The organism is Chelativorans alearensis (genome assembly GCF_010993735.1).
GTDB classification, from domain to species: domain Bacteria; phylum Pseudomonadota; class Alphaproteobacteria; order Rhizobiales; family Rhizobiaceae; genus Chelativorans; species Chelativorans alearense.
This window is the reverse complement of the sequence record NZ_WQNI01000003.1, coordinates 394,661-413,905: the sequence shown is the minus strand read 5'-3', so window position 1 is coordinate 413,905 and position 19,245 is coordinate 394,661. Positions and strand designations below refer to the sequence as shown.

Annotated in this window: 15 protein-coding genes; 6 read left to right on the top strand and 9 right to left on the bottom strand. The window is 61.6% G+C overall.

From position 1 onward, the window contains the following. Positions 1-264: 264 nt before the first annotated feature. The 3 genes from GPJ75_RS07300 to GPJ75_RS07290 all read right to left on the bottom strand — a co-directional run bounded on the left by GPJ75_RS07300 (position 265) and on the right by GPJ75_RS07290 (position 3,657). Positions 265-1,260 carry a PhnD/SsuA/transferrin family substrate-binding protein gene (locus GPJ75_RS07300; RefSeq protein WP_163266591.1) on the bottom strand — a complete coding sequence of 332 codons (996 nt, stop codon included), beginning with the start codon at positions 1,258-1,260 and terminating at the stop codon, positions 265-267. A 417-nt stretch (positions 1,261-1,677) separates the two neighbouring features. Further along, on the bottom strand, positions 1,678-3,192 hold the full coding sequence (locus GPJ75_RS07295; RefSeq protein ID WP_163266588.1) for a tripartite tricarboxylate transporter permease: 1,515 nt from the start codon (positions 3,190-3,192) through the stop codon (positions 1,678-1,680). After that, positions 3,193-3,657, bottom strand: a complete 465-nt coding sequence (locus GPJ75_RS07290) for a tripartite tricarboxylate transporter TctB family protein (protein WP_163266586.1) — start codon at positions 3,655-3,657, stop codon at positions 3,193-3,195. It abuts the gene before it with no gap. 305 nt (positions 3,658-3,962) lie between these two features. Between GPJ75_RS07290 and GPJ75_RS07285 the strand changes: the two genes are divergently transcribed. The 4 genes from GPJ75_RS07285 (at position 3,963) to GPJ75_RS07270 (ending at position 8,726) form a co-directional block, all read left to right on the top strand. Continuing rightward, positions 3,963-4,958, top strand: coding sequence for a Bug family tripartite tricarboxylate transporter substrate binding protein (locus GPJ75_RS07285; protein WP_163266584.1), 996 nt, complete (start codon positions 3,963-3,965; stop codon positions 4,956-4,958). Between the two features lie 205 nt (positions 4,959-5,163). Beyond that, positions 5,164-6,213, top strand: a complete 1,050-nt coding sequence (locus GPJ75_RS07280) for a lactonase family protein (protein ID WP_163266582.1) — start codon at positions 5,164-5,166, stop codon at positions 6,211-6,213. Between the two features lie 157 nt (positions 6,214-6,370). Next, on the top strand, positions 6,371-7,306 hold the full coding sequence (locus GPJ75_RS07275; RefSeq protein ID WP_163266581.1) for a Bug family tripartite tricarboxylate transporter substrate binding protein: 936 nt from the start codon (positions 6,371-6,373) through the stop codon (positions 7,304-7,306). 28 nt (positions 7,307-7,334) lie between these two features. Continuing rightward, a complete protein-coding gene (locus GPJ75_RS07270) occupies positions 7,335-8,726 on the top strand; it encodes an MmgE/PrpD family protein (protein ID WP_163266579.1) in 1,392 nt (463 codons plus the stop codon). 343 nt (positions 8,727-9,069) lie between these two features. Here GPJ75_RS07270 and GPJ75_RS07265 read toward each other — a convergent pair whose 3' ends face one another. From GPJ75_RS07265 to GPJ75_RS07255, 3 genes are read right to left on the bottom strand one after another with little or no spacing between them, the layout of a single operon-like run. After that, positions 9,070-10,086, bottom strand: coding sequence for a TAXI family TRAP transporter solute-binding subunit (locus GPJ75_RS07265; protein WP_163266577.1), 1,017 nt, complete (start codon positions 10,084-10,086; stop codon positions 9,070-9,072). A gap of 2 nt (positions 10,087-10,088) precedes the next feature. Continuing rightward, positions 10,089-12,008 (bottom strand): TRAP transporter permease, encoded by a 1,920-nt coding sequence (locus tag GPJ75_RS07260; protein ID WP_163266575.1) that lies wholly within the window; start codon positions 12,006-12,008, stop codon positions 10,089-10,091. After that, a complete protein-coding gene (locus GPJ75_RS07255; RefSeq protein ID WP_163266573.1) occupies positions 12,005-12,538 on the bottom strand; it encodes a MarR family winged helix-turn-helix transcriptional regulator in 534 nt (177 codons plus the stop codon). The genes GPJ75_RS07260 and GPJ75_RS07255 overlap by 4 nt, the downstream gene beginning before the upstream one ends. Before the next feature lie 110 nt (positions 12,539-12,648). On the opposite strand from GPJ75_RS07255, the gene GPJ75_RS07250 reads away from it, so the two are divergent. Beyond that, on the top strand, positions 12,649-14,295 hold the full coding sequence (locus tag GPJ75_RS07250) for an amidohydrolase (protein WP_163266571.1): 1,647 nt from the start codon (positions 12,649-12,651) through the stop codon (positions 14,293-14,295). 95 nt (positions 14,296-14,390) lie between these two features. Then, positions 14,391-15,902 (top strand): amidase, encoded by a 1,512-nt coding sequence (locus tag GPJ75_RS07245; RefSeq protein WP_163266569.1) that lies wholly within the window; start codon positions 14,391-14,393, stop codon positions 15,900-15,902. Between the two features lie 108 nt (positions 15,903-16,010). Here the strand turns inward: GPJ75_RS07245 and GPJ75_RS07240 are convergent, their stop codons facing one another. The 3 genes from GPJ75_RS07240 to GPJ75_RS07230 are packed head-to-tail and all read right to left on the bottom strand — an operon-like array spanning position 16,011 to position 19,173. Then, positions 16,011-17,093 carry a TRAP transporter substrate-binding protein gene (locus GPJ75_RS07240; RefSeq protein WP_163266567.1) on the bottom strand — a complete coding sequence of 361 codons (1,083 nt, stop codon included), beginning with the start codon at positions 17,091-17,093 and terminating at the stop codon, positions 16,011-16,013. A 30-nt stretch (positions 17,094-17,123) separates the two neighbouring features. Then, the gene (locus GPJ75_RS07235) at positions 17,124-18,683 is read right to left on the bottom strand and encodes a TRAP transporter large permease (protein ID WP_163266565.1); all 1,560 of its coding nucleotides are present in this window, start codon (positions 18,681-18,683) and stop codon (positions 17,124-17,126) included. Then, complete coding sequence (locus tag GPJ75_RS07230; protein WP_163266563.1) at positions 18,673-19,173, bottom strand: TRAP transporter small permease subunit; 501 nt, start codon at positions 19,171-19,173, stop codon at positions 18,673-18,675. Before GPJ75_RS07230 ends, GPJ75_RS07235 begins: the two co-directional genes overlap by 11 nt. Positions 19,174-19,245: the final 72 nt, after the last annotated feature.

Here is a 19,245-nt window from a genome sequence, read left to right as displayed (position 1 = left end):
GGTCACCGCGTAATAGGCGATGAAGGCGCCGATCGCGACCAACGCCCCGCCACCGAACATGTCTCCGTAATCCCTGTTCGACACGTTTCCTCCCTTCGCGCCTGACTGGGGCGCATACCGCGCCAGACGCAGATGGTAACGCAAGTACTATGCCATACGACCCGCAACCGTGCTCGCGTCGATACATAGACGCCTCACCGACAAACCGCGCAACCCACGGCCCTATGACGGCCCGGCATTCACTTCGGGCAACGCAGCTGGCCGTCAGAACGACAGGGCCTGTTCGGCGAAGACCTCATCGAGCGCGACCGACCGGGCCGACAGCCCCTGCTCAAGCGAATACCGCGCGCAGGTTTCCAGGACCCCCCGGTTCGCCGCCAAACCGTAGGGATAGGGATCCCTGTCCAGAACTCTCCGGGTATCGTCGTCAATCCAGCCCAGCATCGACTGGGCATCGGCGATCTCTCGCAGGGGCGCCATCGCGCGCTCCTTTGCTTCGAGAAACACCTGGTAGAGGTTCAGCGCTATCCAGGGATGTGCCTCGACGAGCGAACGCCGGATCACGGGCGCGTGGTTGATAGGGAAAAACCCGGTTTTCCTGTAATAGCGCAGCTGCTCCTCCCGTGGTTTGGGGAATAGCGGGCGGATGCGCGGGTTGCCGCGAAGCCTCGCCGAACTGCGGTCCATCAGATTCGGCTTGTGGGGATAGGTCATCACCGCGTCGAGTTCGCCCGACAGTATCATCTCCCCGACCGACCTGTCGGCCGGAACGAAGTCGAACCGCTTCACCGGAGGCTTCATGCCGAAATGATGGCAATGGCCCATCTCCTCGGAGCGTTCCTGGTACCAGTGCATCTCGTCGGGATGAACCCCGAACTCGTCGTGCAGAACCCCCCGGGCAAAGACATTCGCCGTTTGCACGTACTCCTGCAAACCGACCTTCCTTCCCCGCAGGTCTGCCGGGCCCTGGATGTCAGAATCCGCCCGGACCAGGATATTCGTATGAAAGAAGCGTCTGGTCGTGAACACTGGCAGCATGACCCAGTCCATATGACCACGCGAGACCAGCATCAGCATGTCGGAAAACGACATCTCGGCGATATCGAACTCCTGGAAGTGAAGCTGGCGCCAGAAGATCTCGCCACCGGACTTCCCGACCGTGATGTCCAGGTCGATGCCTTGGACGCGCACCTGCCCGTCGATGATCGGGCTCGAGCGCTCGTTCCGCAGGATTGCCAAGCTGAGTTTCAGCCCGCTCATAGCCCATACTCCTTCCTGCAGAGCCCGAGCCACCTGGCCGGCTTTCCTGCTAGATACGGCCGTTTCGTGTTCGTGGACGGCCTGTCGGAACGGCGGAACCTCTCATGGTTCGGCGTTGATGCCGCAAGGGGCAGGCGTCTCTCTGAACCTGCATTCGTCATTTGATCGCATCTCTCCCTCGATCAGAATTCGTATCCCTGCCTCTCGTGCGGCGGCGCCTATGATCATTCGCGGGCACCATGGAAGTGGAAGGTAATTGCGACGTCGATCCCGCCCGGTTCGCGCGCAAACTCCCGGTAATGATCAAGCAGATCATGTGCATGCCGCCGGCTCAATTCTCTCCGAGCGGTCAAGCCGACAACCGTCGGCCGGCAGCGGGAGTTTGGCTTGACGCAACGAGTCTTTCGGTTTCCCTTCCTAGCCTTCCTCTTCCGCCGGTGCCACCTTGCGCGCACGCCGGTATACCGGCGCCAGGAACATCAGCAAAAGCACCGCGGTCGCGATCATGAATCCCAGGCTGATGGGACGTGTGAAGAAGACCGTTGGATCACCACGCGAAATAAGCAAGGCGCGACGGAGGTTTTCCTCCATCAGCGGGCCAAGCACGAGGCCAAGGATCATGGGTGGCAAGCTGCAACGGCACTTCACCACGACATAGCCGGTGAACCCGAAGAAGGCCATGAGGAAAACGTCCGCTGGATCGGAGTTCAGGCTGTAGATCCCTATGCCCATCATCGTGATGATGACCGGAAAGAGCAACCGGTAAGGAACCTTCAGGAGCCTCACCCAGACGCCGACGAGCGGCAGATTGAGGATGAGCAGCATGGCGTTGCCTATCCACATGCTCGCGATCAGCCCCCAGAACAGGTCCGGGTGCGAGGTCATCACCTGCGGTCCCGGCGCGATGCCGTGAATGGTAAGGGCGCTCAACATCAGCGCCATGGTCCCGCTGTTTGGAATTCCGAGCGTGAGCATCGGAATGAAAGTCGTCTGCGAGCAGGCGTTGTTCGCCGATTCAGGACCGGCAACGCCCTCGATCGCTCCGTTTCCGAAGCGTGACGGGTCCTTGGCGACTTTCTTCTCGACCATGTAGGAGGCGAAGGAACTTGCCGTGCCGCCCAGCCCGGGCAGCGGTCCGAAGCAGGCGCCGATTGCCGTCCCGCGCAGGATCGGTGCGAACGCCTGCTTGAGATCCTTCCAGCGCGGCATGAGACCGGTGATCTTCTTTTGCAGGAGTGTGGGCGGGATTTCGTCGTCGCCAAGATTCTTGATGATCTCCGTCAGCCCGAAAACCCCCATCGCCACGACCGCGACGCTGATGCCGTCGGCCAGTGTCCACAGGTCGAACGCGAAACGCCAGATGCCGGAATTGACATCCGTTCCGACGATGCCGACGAGCAGGCCGAGCGTCACCATGGCCAGCGATTTCAGGACAGAGCCGCCGCCAACGACCGAAGCGCACGTCAGCGCCATCACCATCAGCGAGAAGTACTCCGGTGCACCAAACTGAAGCGCGACCGATGCCAGCAGAGGGCCGAAGATCGCCACGACTAACGTGCAGACACAGCCGGCGAAGAAGGACCCGATCGCGGCGATCGCGAGCGCGTGCCCGGCCCGTCCCTGCCGCGCCATCGGGTGGCCCTCAATGCAGGTCACGACCGATGAACCTTCGCCCGGAAGATTGACCAGAATTGATGTCGTCGAGCCACCGTATTCCGAACCGTAGTAGATGCCGGCAAGCATGATGATGGCCGATACCGGCGGTAACGCGAAGGTCAGCGGTAGCAGCATGGCAACGGTTGCGAGCGATCCGACGCCCGGCAGGACACCGATCAGAGTCCCGAGAAAGACGCCGGAAAAGCAATAGAAAATGTTCTCCAGCGTCAGCGCCACCGAAAAGCCGTAGGTCAGGTTATAAAGCAGCGCCTCCATCTAGTAGCTCCACCAGAAGAGGCGGAAGGGCAGCCCCAGTCCATAGATGAACACGCCGACACAGGCCGCTGTCAGAAAGACACTCAGCAAGGCAGTCTCCAGAAGATGCACATCCCTGTGGGCGAGCGAACACCCGATGATGAGGGTCATGAGCGAGGGCACGAAGCCCAATTCGAACCTCATCATAAGGCCATAGACCACAAGGGTCCCGCAAAGGACCAGCCAGGGCCGGAACGCCCATGGAACGTGGGCCGGGTTCTCAAGCTCGAGCCTGAATGACAATGCGATGATCGCAAGGCCGAACGCCGACAAGATGGCGCCGAGCGAGGTCGGAAAGTAGCCGGGGCCCATTCTGAGAGCCGACCCCATCGGATAGTCCCAGGCCAAGTAGATTGCATAGAGACCTATTCCGAAAAAGATCAGCCCCGCCCAGAAATCCTCCGTGCTCTTGATCTTGAGGCGCACAATTCCCTCCCTTGAATACACGCGACTTGGCCATTCCCCGGGGGTCGGACGGAGGTGAGTTTCAGATAGAGAACCCGCCGACCTCACAGACAGAAATGAGTGCCACCGGACAGGCGCAATTCATGTGCCACCTCGCAGCACACAACAGACCGCGCTCATCGGCAGGAGGTTCGCTTCCCGCGGCAGACGTAGGGCCCTGGGCCATTCGCCGCCAACCCGGACCGCTTGTCGACGCGCGTCGGCGGCACGGAATTTGCGACCCGACCTTTCGAGTTGCCGGGGCGGTGACGCCCTGTGCGACAGGCATGTTGCGAACGACCAATGTCCGAACAATGGAGGAGAACATGAACAAGCGAACATTCCTGGCACTCTTGACCGGTATCGTACCGACCATGCTTGCCGCGGATCTGGCTTTCGCCCAAGCCTACCCCGAACGCCCGGTGCGTATCATCACTTCCGCCGTCGGAGGTGGCGCAGACCGTATGTCGCGCATCTTGGAAAACGGAGTTTCCGGTGCTCTCGGTCAGCCGATCGTCATCGAGAACCGCACATCAAGCGGCGCGGTCGAGGCGGTAGCAAACGCCGATCCTGACGGCTACAGCGTGCTGGTGACCGGCGGCAGTTTCTGGGTGGGTCCCCTGATGCGGGATGCCTCGTACGACCCGGTCGAAGATTTTGTGCCGGTATCCCTGCTGTCGCAATCGCCGCAGGTGATCGTGGTGACGCCGTCTTTGCCTGTGAACACGGTGGAAGAGCTGATTGCGCTCGCCAAGGAGAAACCCGGCGAGTTGAATTACGGGTCGGGTTCGCCGGGCGGGAACACGCATCTTGCCGGCGAGCTCTTCAAGTCCATGACCGGCACCGACATCGTCAACATTCCGTTCCAGAACCCGGCCAACCAGATGCAGGCATTGATCGCCGGTGACATCCACTTGGCGTTCGACAGCGTGTCTTCGGTGGCCGACCAGGTGAAGGCCGGCACCCTGAGAGCGATCGCCGTCACGAGCGCGAAACCCTCGACGCTCATGCCGGATCTGCCGGCCGTCGCCGACACCGTGCCGGGTTACGAGATGGTCAGCCGTCGGGCAATGTTCGCGCCGGCCGGTACGCCCGAGGAAATCGTCGCGCGTCTCAACCAGGAAATCGCCCAGTATCTCGGCACCGACGAGGCGAAGCAGGTTATTCTGGCTCAGGGCGAAGAGGCCATTGGCGGCTCTCCGGGGGAACTGGAGATGGCGGTCGCGGAAGAAATGGAGCGCCTAGGCAAGATCATCGAGACGCTCGGCCTCCGGGAGAATTGACGGGACCGACGACTGACCGAAGCGAGATGCGGGAGGGCGCCCCGGTTTAAGGCGCCGATCCGCCAGGCCTCTCTCGGCCCAATTGCGGAAGATTGGGACGACTGGCCGAACCGCCGCAAGGGCCTTGCAACAAGGAAATACCGGGATTCGGTGCCGTCGGTGGCCATCGCTCGATTGGCAGCCTGACGGCAAACCGAAGGAAGGGATGACGGGGACTATGGTTAGAGGTGGGATTTTCGCCTACGTTTCCTGTGCCGGCAGCCGCGAGATACGGGTGCTCCGCCTCGATCCGGAATCTGGAAAACTGGCGCCGGTGCAAGAACTCGCCGTTTCCGGACGCGTGATGCCGATGGCGGTCAGTCCGGATCGCAGGTTTTTGTTCGCGGCCCTGCGATCGGAGCCTTACTGCGTGGCCAGCTTCGGTATCGATCAGCGGACCGGAGAGCTGACACATCTTGGCATGGCGCCTCTGCCGCTCAGCGCGCTCTTTCTCTCGGTCGATGCGAGCGGTCGCTGGCTTTTCACGACGTCGATCCCGGAAAGCAAGGATCGACGTCACAGCGTGCTGAGCGTGACCCCGATCGGACCGCACGGCTTCGTGCACGCGCCGCGGCAGGTCTTCCGCGCCGAACCCAAGATCCACTCGATCCTGCCGGATCCCACGAACCGCCGGGTCTTCGCGGCTAGCTGCCTCGCTGACCAGGTCTTCTGCTACGACTTCGACGCGATCACGGGACGCATGTCGCAGGGGTCCGTGTCCTCGGTCCGCGTCCTGCCGAAGGCTGGCCCGCGGCACATGGCCTTTCACCCGAACGGGCTGTCTTTCTATATTCTGAATGAGACCGACGCCACGCTCTACACCTTCGATTTCGATCCTGGGAGCGGCGCGCTTACCGAACGGCGGATCATCGAAACGGCGCCGCGAGACCGGCCGCTCGAGAAGCTGGAAGGAGCCGACCTGCACCTCACACCGGATGGCCGCTTCCTTTATGCATCCGAGCGGGCGACGAGCACGCTTTCCGCCTTCGCATTGGATGCCATGGGTCTGCCGGAGCCGATCGGAACATTCGACACCGAAAGGCGGCCAAGGGGTTTCAATATCGACCCCTATGGCCGTTATCTGCTTTGCGCCGGACAGGAGTCCCACGGCTTGAGCGTCTACGCCATCGACCGTGACACCGGCAGCCTCAACCGGATCGGTCAATATCCGATGGGCGAGGAACCCAACTGGATCGAGATTCTGCGCCTATGGTAGCCGTCCGCTGTCTTCCCGGCGAGACGGCATGGTTCTTGCGTGGCTTACGTGTCCGGCGTCGGCGCTCTGAAGCGCCTCGTCGGCGGCATGTCGCAGACCGGGCATGCGATGCCCAAAAACAAGGGAGGAAGATATGCTTGTTAGACTAGCTACCGTCATGCAATTGACCATCGCCGCTGCGATCGTCAGTCCGGCCGTCGTCCAAGCACAGGATTTCCCGTCCAAGACGGTGCGAATCGTCACCACCGATGTCGGGGGCAGCAACGATACGATATCGCGCCTTCTCGCCAATGCGCTGGCCGGGCCGCTTGGCCAAAGCGTGATCGTCGAGAACAGTTCGAGCGGTGTCATACCAAACCAGACCGTCGCGAGAGCCGAGCCGGATGGCCACACGCTTCTCGTCACGGGTAGCAGCATGTGGATCGGCACGGTGTTCCGCGAGGCGCCGTATGATCCATTGCAGGATTTCACGCCCATCATCCTGGTTTCGCAGGACGCCAACGTCTTGGTCGTCCATCCCTCGCTTCCGGTGAATTCCGTCCAGGAGCTCATCGACTACGCCAAGGCTCGCCCCGGCGAACTGAACTATGCTGCGACGAGTGTCGGAGGTTCGATGCACCTGGCCGCAGAGATGTTCACGTCGATGGCAGACATTGACGTGGTCCGCATCAACTATAGCGGCGGCAGCGCGGCCAGGACTGACCTGATGGCGGGGAATGTCCAGATGGGCATAATCGGCGCGGACTCTGCCCTGCCGCTGGTGGACTCCGGCAAGCTCAAGGCGCTCGGCGTGACGACACTGGATCCGACCGAGCTCGTCCCAGATCTGCCTCCGATTTCCGGGGCGCTGCCGGGCTACGAGGTCGTCGCCTACACGGCCGTCCTGGCACCACCGGGGACCCCTGCGGAGATCATCAACCGGCTCAACGAAGAGATCAACCGCGTGCTCAATGACCCCGAGAACAAGAAGATCCTTCTCGGCCTCAATCACGAAGTCATCGGCGGAGCACCCTCCGTTCTCGAAGCGAGGATGAAATCCGATCTAGAGCGCTGGTCCGCTCTCGTGGAAAAGGCTGGCATCAAGCTTGAGTGAAACAAGGATGATGGCAAGGAACATCGACATGTCCGGGTCGGACGCCCAAAGGGCGGTCGACCCGATACGGGAGCGTCTGGCGGCTTACGCTGCCGGCCTTCATTTCGACGATCTGCCCGTGGAAGTCGTTCATGCCGCGAAGTTGCGGATCATCGACACGCTCGGCGCCCTGGTCGGCGGCCTTTCGGGCGCGCCCTGCCAGATCGCGCGCTCCGTTGCATCCAGAACGGCGGACGCGGATGGCGCGACCGTGATCGGTACGCGCACCAAGGCCAGCCCGGAGCTTGCGGCATTCGCGAACGCCACCGCCGCACGCTACCTGGAATTCAGCGACTTCTATCATTGGCCGGGAAGTCTCGACGGTCACGCCAGCGATATCGTCCTGCCGGCTCTCGCGGTCGCAGAACACGCCCGGGCGAGCGGCCGGGACCTGATCACCGCGATCGTCCTCGGCTACGAGGTCTTCCTGCGGTTCTGTGACATCTTTCCGAATGGCGGCTTCGACTACACCAATTGCAGCGTTCTGGGCAGCGCGGTGGCGGCCGGCAAACTGCTCGACCTGACGCCCGAGCAGATGGGCCACTGCATTTCCATGGCCGTCGTGCCGAATGTTATTCTCAAGCAGGTCCGGCGTGACGGAAAGACGGGCTTCAAGCCGGCCGCGACCGGCCACGCGGCACGTGCGGGCGTGTTCGCGGCGCTCCTCGCCGAAGCCGGCCTTGACGGGCCGAACTTGCCATTTGTCGGAAGGGTGGGCTTTTGCGACTTCGTGCTTGGCCGGCGTTTCAGCCTCGATGTCCTCGGCGGTGACGGCACCCCGTTCAAGATCCTCGATTCACAGGTCAAGATTCGCCCGTCCGAGCGCAACACCGTGCCGCTCATCCTGGCGGCCGAGAAGCTCGCTCCCCTGCCGCCGCCAGACGCGATACACCGGATCACCGTCGAAATATACCGAAAGGCCATCGATGCGGTCGGAACCGGCAAGGAGATCTGGAAGCCGCAAACCCGCGAGGCGGCGTATCACAGCATTCCCTATGTGGTCGCCGCTGCCTTGACGGAAGGGAGCATTACTCTGGGCTCCTTCAATGAGAACCGCCTGTCCGATCCGCGGCTACGTGAGATCATGGACAAGATAGATCTTCTGGAAAACGAGGATTTCACGCGAGCCTTCCTCAGCGAACCCGTCGAACATCGCGCGCGCATCACGGTCGTCCTTAACAACGGAGAACGCCTAGTCGCGGAGACCGGCGGACAGGAGGCGGTGAGACCCGACAGCGACGAGCGACAGATCATCCGGAAATTTCGCTCGCTGACCGATGAGGCATTGGGCGAAAGCCGGGTGACAGCGCTACTCCAAACCCTGTTGCATCTCGAGAACGAGGATGATGTGTCGGCCATACCGCCGGAATTCGCGCTCTAGGCGAACTGCGCTCTGCACGGTAGTAGAACGACTGGATCATCGAGATCGCGTCGAGCAAGTTGGCTGGCTTAACTCCCTCTCCGAAAATCCCGGCAGCAGGCCACGCCTCCAATCTACCCCTAGGGACGCCTATGTAAGCTGCAAGTCAAAGCTCATCGTCGGGCGGCGAATTGCATTTCCGGTCAGGCATCGTCAACGCAATATTCTGATTTTGCCTATGTCAGCTACCGCTGGATGTAGCTGCAGAAATCGCTGAATTGGGCCAAATTCAGCCCCTTGCCAGTCGCCCCCGCCGGCCCGGGCACCACCGCGCAATAGCGCATCATACGCGGCGTGTGGCCCGTCAGTTGCCGGAGGTAAACGTCACAGGTTCGGGAATATCCCAGCCCTGTTCTCGGTAATACCGCTCCGCTCCCGGATGCAGCCGCCCTGCTACCAGCTCCAGCGCCGCCTCCCGTGTGATCGTGTTAGGTAGCCACTGTGCAGTTTCGTGGATCTCGTCCAGATGATCCCAGATCGCCTTGGTGACCTGATAGACAGTCTCCTCGTCCACATGCATGCCAGCGGAAAAATTCACCATAGCACCGTGCGTGCGGGTAGGCGTCTGATTGACCTGGCTGTCTCCGTAGGCATCGGGTGCCAGAGTATTCACAGTGCCGCCCGTGGAAGCGTTGATCGTCATCTTGTCGACGTCGACGTCGAGGATGCGGATCTTCTTGGTCAGTGCGAACTGCTGTATTGCCGGCGACGGTACGTTGGTCGGCAACACGATCACGTCGATTTTATCGTCCTGGAAGGCCTGAATCGCGGCATCGAACCCGAAACTCTGCACGTCCATGTCCTCTGGGGTGATCCCCGCCACCTCTTCGATCGCCCGCAGCACAACGCCTCTTGCCGCGCCGCCTGGAGGTCCGACGAAAATCGACTTGCTGTGCAGGTCTTCAAGACTTTCGATGCCGCTGTCGGCGCGGGTGACATAGTGATAGGGGCCGATTTGGTAGGAAAAGATCATGCCCACCTGCTTTTCCAGTTCCGCACCATTGTCGAACGACTTGAAGGGGCCGAGTTGGTTTGCGAGCAGCCAGTTGATCGTGGGCGAACCGAACAGGAAATCCGCCTTGCCCGTTGCTGCGTCAACGAAATGTTTTGTCGCCGCACCAGTGGCGTTCACTTGGAATTCCACGTCCTCCAGGTGGCGGTTCACGACTTTGGAAATTGCGGTGTTGACCACGAAAGGCGACATGCCAGGCGCGATAGAGGTGACCTTGAAGACTTCCGCGTGAGCAGCGGCGGCGTATAGCCCCACGGCCAGCGCACCGACAGCGGCAACCGTGAAAGCCTTGGGCAGGATATTCTGCATCGTTACCTCCCTGTTGGGGTTTCGGGGATATCCGGCTGCCGGAACAGCAGCCGTTTCCAGGACAGGCCGGCCATCACTGCCAGCGCGGCGGCAGGTACCCAAACAAAGGCGATCGGGATCAAGCAGGCCGCTCCGAGAACCAGGCGCAACGCTCTTTGATGCAGGGCGAGCCGCCCTATAATGGGATCGGCACCGCCGAGAGACGTGCCGAACATCCAGATTGCGGCCAGCAGGCGCAGGACGGCGAAGGTGAGTTCGCTCCAGCTGAAGCCGTCAGCAACCAAGAGCAGCGAGGGCGAATACACAAAAACATAAGGCACCAACAGCCCGACGATCGATATGCGGAGCGCGACAAAGGCGGTGCCAAGGGGATGCCCGCCAGCGATCGGCGCGGCGACATAGCACCCATAGGCGATGGGCGGCACAATCGAGGAATAGACCGCGTAGTAGAGGACGAACATATGCGCCGCAATCGGCGGCACCCCTGCCTTGACGATCGCCGGCGCGATCATGATCGCAATGATCAGATAGGCGGGCAGTGTCGGCAGGCCCATTCCCAGGATCAACGCGCCGAACATCGCCAACACCAGCGCCGCAAGCAGGAAATCCTCGCCGAACGCCGAGATCGAGGTGGCAAATCGTATGGCCACACCGGTCTCGTTGATCACCGCCAGCACGATGCCGATCACACCGACGGCAAGCATGATTTGCGCTGCTGAGATACCGCCGTCGGTGAGCGCCTGCGCAATGCGCCCCGGCTTGCGGCGGAATTCGGGGTTCAGGACAATCCCCGCGCCGATGGCGGTCAGAACGCCCACAAGCCCGGCCGTGGCCGGTGACTTGCCCAGGATGAAGGTGGCCATCAGGGCTGCGATGGGCAGGAAGACAAGCGCCGAATTCACCCAGTCGCGCGGGGTGATGGTCGGGATATCCTCCTTCCGCAGGGTCTTGATGTCGAGCCGGATCGCTTCGGCATAGACCTGGCTGAACAACCCTATATATTTGAAGAGGGCTGGCAGAGCGGCGGCCGCGATTACATAGGCAAACGGCATGCCGACCAGATCCGCCATGACGAAGACCGCGGCTGCCATGATCGGCGGGGTCAGTTGCCCTCCCGAGGAAGCGGCGGTTTCCACAGCGCCAGCAAAATTCGCCGAGAAGCCCTGCCGCTTGATCATCGGAATGGTGAATACGCCCGTGCCCGCGATATTGGCAGCGACGGAGCCGCTCATCATCCCGAACACGGCGCTTGCGACGATGGCGGCATGCGCCGCGCCGCCGCGAATGCGTGCCGTGAGAGCAGTGGACAGATGGATGAGGCTTTGACCGGCGCCAGTGCGTTCAAGCACGGCGCCGAAAATCAGGAATATCAGCACATTGTCCGCCACGAGACCGGTCGTGCGGCCAAAAACGCCGTCAAAGGAATACCAGACGATTTGCATGAAATCGCTGATTCCGACGCCGAAGTGCTCCAGAAGCCCCGGCAACCAGGGGCCGGCGAAGGCAAAGAGCACAAAAGCAGCGGCCATGATGACCAGCGACCAGCCCCAGGCGCGGACCGTCAGAAGGACCAGGGAGATCACGCCGGCGAGACCGGCGGCGATGTTCATGGGCGTGGCCATATAGAAGCCAGTCCAAAGCTCGGCCTTGACTTTAAAGAACCACCACGCCGACCAGATGAAGCTTGCGACCAATAGTCCGTCGAAAAGCCAGCTGAGCCAGGCCCTGCGCTCAAAACCCCGTATCCGAACGGCAGGGCTGGTCAGGATCACGATCGCGGCGGATATCGCGATCGTGCCAAAGCGGGCATTGGCCTCGTCCAGCGCGAAGAATGCAATGACCAGCATGATCGCCAGAGAAAACAGCCCGGCGGCGGCATAGCCGACTCGTTCCAGCGGGGATTTGCGCGCTTGCGTTGTCACTCCAGCCATCCGGCCAGTCGCGACAACTCTTCGTTGTGCGCCGTGATCTTCTGGATTAGGCGCATAAGCTCGCTGCACTCCCGGGAAGTGAGCGTCGCAACCACCGCTTCGTTGCGCTCACGCGAAAATTCGAGGATGCGGTCATGCAAGTCGCGACCGGCATCCGTGAGGAGCACTTCGACACTGCGGCTGTCGCTGGGGGCCGTTCGGGTCGTGATCAAGCCCGCGTCCACAAGCTGGCGAATTGTCCGGCTAAGTTGCCCCTTGTCCATCAGCAGGACCTTCCGGATCTCGCTGACCGTTGCCGGGGCGAGCGCATGGGCCAGCCCCAACACGCGCCACTCGTTCAGGCTGACGCCGTAGGCGTTGCGGAATCGCGCGGCTCCGTTGCGTTCATTGACGGCGACAAGGCGGGCAAGGCGGAACGAAAGGGCGTCAAGAATTGTGTGAATCGGCGGGTGAATGCGCCCATTCACCTCCTCCATGTCAACAGAACGTTCGCGCTTTAAGTTCAGCCTCACGGTCGCCATGGCGTCTCCTCCAACGACAACCGTCATATTTTTTGTTGTAAAAGTCAACGATTAATGTTGACACTATCAACAAAATTATGGATTGCGGGCCAAGTTGGGAGGAGATCGTTATGCCGACACAGGCCGATCAGATCTGGTTCAATGCACAGATCGACACGATGGATCCAACCTGCCCCCGCGCGACGGCATTGGCGGTACGGAATGGACGGCTGATCGCTGTTGGCAGCGATGAGGCGGTGACGGTGCTGGCCGGGCCGGGCACGGCGATGCGGGACATGGGTGAGCTGTTTCTCATGCCCGGACTCGTCGAAAGCCACACGCACGCGCTCTGGGGCGCCTGTCGTGACCTCTTTGAGGTATTTGTCGGATACGACGAGGAATTCAGCGTCTTGCTCGGCGCTATCAAGGAACGCGCCGCCGCAACGGAACCGGGTCGGTCAATCGCAGGCGGTCCGTGGCGGCCGGACATGCGCGACCAGATGGGCTCCTGTCCGCGCAGGCTGCTGGATGCGATCACCACCGTTCATCCGGTGATACTCAAGGATGTGTCCCACCATATCGTCTGGTGCAATTCGCTGGCGCTGGAGAAGGCGGGACTTACCGCCGAGACGTCCGACATACCCGGTGGAATTGTCGAGCGTGACGAAACGGGCACTCCCACTGGCATTCTGGCGGAAGCGGCCAGTGCCCCGGTCCAAGCGCTCCTCAACTGGGCGCCGGAACAACTCGCCGAGGGATGCCGGTACTTCGTTCGATACTTCAATCGGATGGGCATAACCGCGTTCAAGGAGCCGATGGCCTATGAGCCCGAACTTTCGACCTATCACGCTGCGGATCAAAGTGGTGATCTGACGCTGCACGGCGCCGCTCATATCGCGCGGACGAGCCCTGCATCGATCACGCCCATGGCCTATGAGGAAATGGAGCGCCTGAGCGACCGCTATGCCAGCAACAATCTCCGCACACGCTTTGCCAAGCTGTTTCTCGATGGAGTGGCGCCGGGTTTCACCGCTTCCTTCCTCGACCCATACCTGGCCGAGAGCGGCTACGATGCCGCCGGCCACGACCCCGACGCCACGCTGCTCATCGCCCCGCGCGAACTCGATGTGACCGTGATGGAGCTCGACAGGCGTGGGTTCGTCGTCAAGATGCACGCAGTCGGCGACAATGCGATCCGCAAGGGTCTCGATGCGATCGAGACGACGCGGCGGACGAACGGCCCGAGCGGGCTGCGCCATGAAATCGCCCATTCCGCCTTTGTTTCGGATGCCGACCTGCCACGGTTCCGCGCGCTGGACGCGGTTGCGGAGATATCACCGAAGCTCTGGTATCCCAATCCGGCTACGGCAGCGCAGGTTGCGGTTCTCGGACGGGGCCGGATGGCAAGGCTGCACCGCGTTCGCGACCTGCTGCGCGCGGGGGCGGAAGTGATTTGTGCTTCCGATTGGCCTGCGGCCGCGCCGGACGCGAACCCCTGGACCGGACTGGCGGGCCTGATAAGCCGCCGCAATGCCACGAGGGCCCACGAAGGCGCGATCAACCCGGAGCAGGCGATTCCGCTGCCCGAGGCGCTACGGCTCTATACAGTGAACGGCGCGCGCTCGTTGGGGATGGAGAACGAGACCGGAAGCCTCGAAACGGGCAAATGGGCCGATTTCATCGTTCTCAACAAGAATCCTGAAAATCTGGATTACGTTGAGATCGGCGCAACACAGGTGCGGGAAACCTGGTGGAAAGGACGACAGGTCTATGGGTGAGATTGTAGCACCGCCGCCCGCGCAGCGCGCAGCAGCCAACGATGTACATTCGCTTCGACGAGAGGCCGCATCCGCAAAGGACGTTAGGGTAGAGAATGCCTAAATCGCAAACGACGCCAACAAGCATCAAGCCGAATTCACCGGACTTCACCGGTCCCGAACTGTGCAGGCTTGAGGCGGTCGAGGTCGTCAGGCTGTTGCGGCGGAGCGAGATTTCGCCGGCCGAGTTGCTGGATGCCGCCTACGAGCGGATCGAGGCCGTCGATCCAGTTATCAACGCGACGCCAACCCGGTGCCCCGACCGCGCATACAAGGCTGCGCGGAAGCTGGACTTGTCTAACAGGGCCCACGCCGGCTGGCTGGCGGGCCTACCCATCGGCATCAAGGATCTGACCCCCGTGGCGGGCGTGCGTACCACGTTTGGAACCAGAGGATTGGCTGGGTTCGTTCCCGAGGACAGCGATCCGCTGGTGGAACGGCTGGAGTCGCGCGGCGGCATCGTGGCAGGCAAGACCAACACGCCCGAATTCGGCGCCGGCGGCAATACTTTCAACGACGTGTTCGGTCCCACGCGCAACCCCTGGGACACGACCCTGAATGCGGGCGGATCCTCCGGCGGCGGCGCAGCGTCGCTTGCCACCGGCGAATTGTGGCTGAGTCATGGATCCGACCACGGCGGCTCCCTGCGCACACCGGCTGCATTTTGCGGCGTGGTCGGCCTCAGGCCGAGCCCGGGCATGTGCGGCGGCGGGTCCAGGGAAAACGGGTTCATGATCGAAGGCGTACAGGGACCGATGGCACGCACCGTGCGCGATTGCGCGCTGTTTCTCGATGCGATGGCGGGGTTCGAGCCGCGATTTCCGGTGTCTTATCGAGCCCCGAGCGAGCCGTTCCAGTCCGCGGTCGAACACGCTGATGGCAAGCTGCGGATCGCTTTCTCGGCAGATTTGAATGGCCTCTCGCCAGTCGACCGAGAAGTCGAAAACCACTTACGCAAAGTTCTGGGTCTGCTGGAGAGAAACGGTGCGACGGTGGAGGAGATCTGTCCGGATCTGCCCGATCTAGACCGGACATATCGTGTTCTGCGCGGCATGATGTGGGCGACTTTAAACCTGCGGATGCCGCAGGAGATCACCCATCACTACAAGGCCACCTTGGCCGAAGATATCGCGCTCGGGCGTGCGCTGACCATGGATGATATCGCCCGTGCCAATCTAAGTCGGTCGGCCATCTACAACAACATGGTCGATCACTTCGCGACCTATGATGTGCTCGCATGTCCGGCGGTTGGCTGCCTGCCGCGCGCGCAAGCCGAGGAATGGGTGCGCGAAATCGGCGGGCGTGCGCTTGATGGATACCTTGACTGGTTGCGGTTCGCCTTCTTGTCCACTGTCACTGGATTGCCCGCGATTTCGGTACCGGCCGGGACCGGGCCCCGAGGCCTTCCGGTCGGGCTTCAACTGATCGGCAAACCACGTGGCGAAGCTGCGCTCCTGGCCGCTGCCCGCGCCGTGGAAATCGCCGTCGGTGGCCCGCTCGGCCCGATCGATCCGAATGTCACTCACCTGCGGGAACGGAGCGGCCAATGCCCAAACGCGGATTCCTGAGCGACAAATTGCACCGCAAGCCGTGAAAATGCTTGATGAGCCAAGGGCCGGCGAGCTTCGCCGACCCTTGTACGTTTTGAAAGAAACGGCTGCATATACGGCACGCCGTCAGCCTACGTAACTAGCTCTCTGCTCGTACAACGCGAAGTCGTAGAGCTGTTTGTATTCCGAGGCTCTTTTGACGTAGCTGTAGTAATTTTCCATCAACTTCGCGACGAAATCGTTGGTGCCTGCCACTTCATCCATTGCCTCATGGGAAGCTCTACGCAGCGCATCCCATACGTCTTCGGGCAAGGTTCCGATCGTCAGGCCCTCGACCTCCCTGAGCGCAGCCAGCCCGTCCAGGTTCATGTTCAAAGCATCCGCCGAGGAGCGATTTGCCTCCGCCTCTGTCGCAGTAACCACGATGGTCTGCAGGTCTTCCGAAAGCGCATTCCAAGCGTCCAGATTGATCCCGAACTCGATCCCCCCGTACACATCGCCGAAGGACGGGGTGTACATATGGGACATGATCTTCTGAAGGCCGAACGCTTGGTCGAATGAGGGACCGACCCATTCGGCGCCGTCGAGAGCGCCGGACTGCAAGGCCGGGAAGATCTCGCCGGGCGGCGTCGTGACGGCGTTCATGCCGATCTTGTTGAGAACACTGGCCCCGAAACCGGTCGCGCGGAAGTTGAGGCCCTGCAAATCGTCCAGCGAATTGATCGGTTTCTTGAACCAGCCGAAGGTCTGAACACCCGAGCCCCCAGCAATGAAAATCTGCAGGCCACGGGGATTGGTGAACTCGTCGAGGAGTTCCTGCCCGCCCCCGTAATACATCCAGGCATGCATTTCGTCGAACAGCAGTCCGAAAGGCGCTGAAAAGAAGAAGGCATGCGAGATATCGCGGCCGGCAAACCAGGAACCCGACCCGTGATACGCCTGCGCGGTGCCGTTCTCGACCGCCTCTTGCGTACCGAAGGGAGGGACGAGTTCGCCGCCACCATAGACCGTCACACTGAGTTCGCCGCCCGACATCTTCGTGATTCTGTCGGCCCAGCGTTGCGCCGAAACGCCTGGCCCGGGGAGGTTCTTGGGCAGCGAGGTGACCAGCTTCCAGTCATGTTTGGCCTGTGCGCGAGCTATTGACGGTGCAGCGAGTGCCGTCGGGACGGCTATCGCGCTCGCGGTCAAAAATTTTCGTCTGTGCATTTTCGTACTCCCCTTTTTGTTTTGTTGACGTCACTTGAAGATGACACCCGGAAGCCATGTCGCGAGTGTCGGAAACGCCGCGACCAGCGCCAATGCCAGCAACTGAAGCAGGATGAAGGGTGCGACCGAGGCATAGATGTCCCGCGTCGTCAGTGCGGCCGGCGCTACAGAACGGAAATAGAAGAGCGCGTAGCCGAATGGCGGCGTCAGGAAGCTCATCTGAAGGTTCATGCTGATCAGGATGGCGAACCATACCGGGTCAACCCCCGCCGCCATGAGCGGCGGTGCCGCCACCGGGACCACGATGAAGATGATCTCGATGTATTCGATGACGAAACCGAGGAAGAAGATGACGACCATGACCGCAAGCACGGCCGTCGCTGTCCCTCCCGGCAGCCCGGTAAGGAGATCCGCGACCATCTCATCGCCACCCAGGCCACGAAAGACCAGCGAAAGCATCGTGGCTCCCAATACAATCAGCGTCAGCATCGACACCACCGTGGCTGTGCTTGAGGCCACGTCGATCAGTTCGCCTTCCTGCAGTTCCTGCCAGGTTGCCAATGCAACGCCGGCGACCAGAACGACCAGCGACGCCAGCCCAACCGACATCAGGAGTGGCGACGTGTTTGCGCCCCCGAATACCTTCACCACCACCAGCAGGAAGGCGGCTGGTAGCACCGCCAGAATGATGCGCCGGCGCCAGGTCGGAACCGGCTCGCGCTCCATCGCCACCAGAACCAGCGCGCCGGCAGCGCCGAGCGCAGCACTTTCCGTCGGCGTGGCAACACCGCCGAGGATCGAGCCGAGGACGAGGAGTATCAGCGCAAGCGGCAGCACCAATGCCTTAACGACCCCTTCGGGGCCAGGCTTACGCTGCTCGCCCGTCGATGAGAACTGGCGGATCGGAGGGCAGGTCTCGGGACGAAGACGGGAAAGGATGAATGTGTAGAGGAGGTAGAGACCGACGAGCACCAAGCCCGGCAGCAGCGCCGCAGCAAACAGGTCGCCGACGGAAACTGGTTCAGGAGCGAAATCGCCGGCGGAACGCCGCCCGCTCTGATAGGCGGCCGATATCTGATCCGATAAGAGGATCAGCAGGATCGATGGCGGGATGATCTGGCCCAGAGAACCTGATGCGCAGATCACGCCCGAAGCCAGGCGCGGCGAGTAGTTGGCGCTCAGCATGGCCGGAAGCGCGATCAGCCCGAGCATGAAGATCGTCGCGCCGATCACCCCGGTCGAAGCCGCAAGCAACGCTCCCACGATGATGACGGCATAGGAAAGTCCGCCCCTTTGCTCGCCGAAGAGCGCACCGGCCGTGAGCATCATTCGCTTGGCGATGTCAGCCTTCTCGAGAAGGCTCCCCATAAGCACGAAAAGCGGCACGGCAACGAAGACGGGGTTTGTCAGCAGGCCGAAGGCGCGCGACGGGAACGCGTTGATGAAGGCGAGATCGAACGTTCCCGTCAAGGTGCCCAGGACGGCGACCAGGAACGGTACGCCGAGCAGAACGAAGCTGACCGGCACACCGCTGAGTATCCCCCCGAACAGAAGCAGGCCCAGAAGAATGAGCAGGAGTTCATGACTCATCGTGCCGCCCCATCGAATAGGGAGCGCGACGCAGCGCCATGAAGAAGGCCACAGCCGCGAGCACGAAGAACACCAGGGTAAGCAGCGTTTTCAGGATGAAATAGCCTGGCAATCCGCCGTAGGTCGGAGAGGATTCGAGTACCGCCCAGGATCTGACGGTGGTGGCCAAAGATGCCCATCCGGCATAGGCCATCGACGGGAACAGGATGACCAGAAGCGCAAGCCGGTTGATGCGATGCCGATTCTCATCCGCCCACTGGCTGTAAAACACATCGACCCTCACGCTGACGTCTCGTATCAAGACGAACAGTGCCGGCAGCAGAGCCGAGACGAAGAAGCAGTAGACCAGGAAATCGAGCGCCCAGGGCCATCCGAGCGAAAAGACGTAGCGCAGGGCAACAACGATGATCTGTGCGAACATAAGCAGCAGAACCACGAAGCCTGCAGCCCTTCTCGTCGCCGCAGCGGATCTGGAGAGCAGCTCGATCACGGCGCACCACCCTGAGTGAGGGTTCCCGACCATAAACCCGACCTTGCATCCCTGAAGGGGACAGTTGCTGAA

Bases quoted from the DNA above. Each gene is read 5' to 3' on its own strand.
- GPJ75_RS07300 (WP_163266591.1), bottom strand. From the start codon at position 1,260: ATGAGCGGGCTGAAACTCAGCTTGGCAATCCTGCGGAACGAGCGCTCG.
- GPJ75_RS07250 (WP_163266571.1), top strand. From the start codon at position 12,649: ATGCCGACACAGGCCGATCAGATCTGGTTCAATGCACAGATCGACACG.
- GPJ75_RS07295 (WP_163266588.1), bottom strand. From the start codon at position 3,192: ATGGAGGCGCTGCTTTATAACCTGACCTACGGCTTTTCGGTGGCGCTG.
- GPJ75_RS07270 (WP_163266579.1), top strand. From the start codon at position 7,335: ATGTCCGGGTCGGACGCCCAAAGGGCGGTCGACCCGATACGGGAGCGT.
- GPJ75_RS07255 (WP_163266573.1), bottom strand. From the start codon at position 12,538: ATGGCGACCGTGAGGCTGAACTTAAAGCGCGAACGTTCTGTTGACATG.
- GPJ75_RS07240 (WP_163266567.1), bottom strand. From the start codon at position 17,093: ATGCACAGACGAAAATTTTTGACCGCGAGCGCGATAGCCGTCCCGACG.
- GPJ75_RS07280 (WP_163266582.1), top strand. From the start codon at position 5,164: ATGACGGGGACTATGGTTAGAGGTGGGATTTTCGCCTACGTTTCCTGT.
- GPJ75_RS07285 (WP_163266584.1), top strand. From the start codon at position 3,963: ATGTTGCGAACGACCAATGTCCGAACAATGGAGGAGAACATGAACAAG.
- GPJ75_RS07265 (WP_163266577.1), bottom strand. From the start codon at position 10,086: ATGCAGAATATCCTGCCCAAGGCTTTCACGGTTGCCGCTGTCGGTGCG.
- GPJ75_RS07275 (WP_163266581.1), top strand. From the start codon at position 6,371: ATGCAATTGACCATCGCCGCTGCGATCGTCAGTCCGGCCGTCGTCCAA.
- GPJ75_RS07245 (WP_163266569.1), top strand. From the start codon at position 14,391: ATGCCTAAATCGCAAACGACGCCAACAAGCATCAAGCCGAATTCACCG.
- GPJ75_RS07235 (WP_163266565.1), bottom strand. From the start codon at position 18,683: ATGAGTCATGAACTCCTGCTCATTCTTCTGGGCCTGCTTCTGTTCGGG.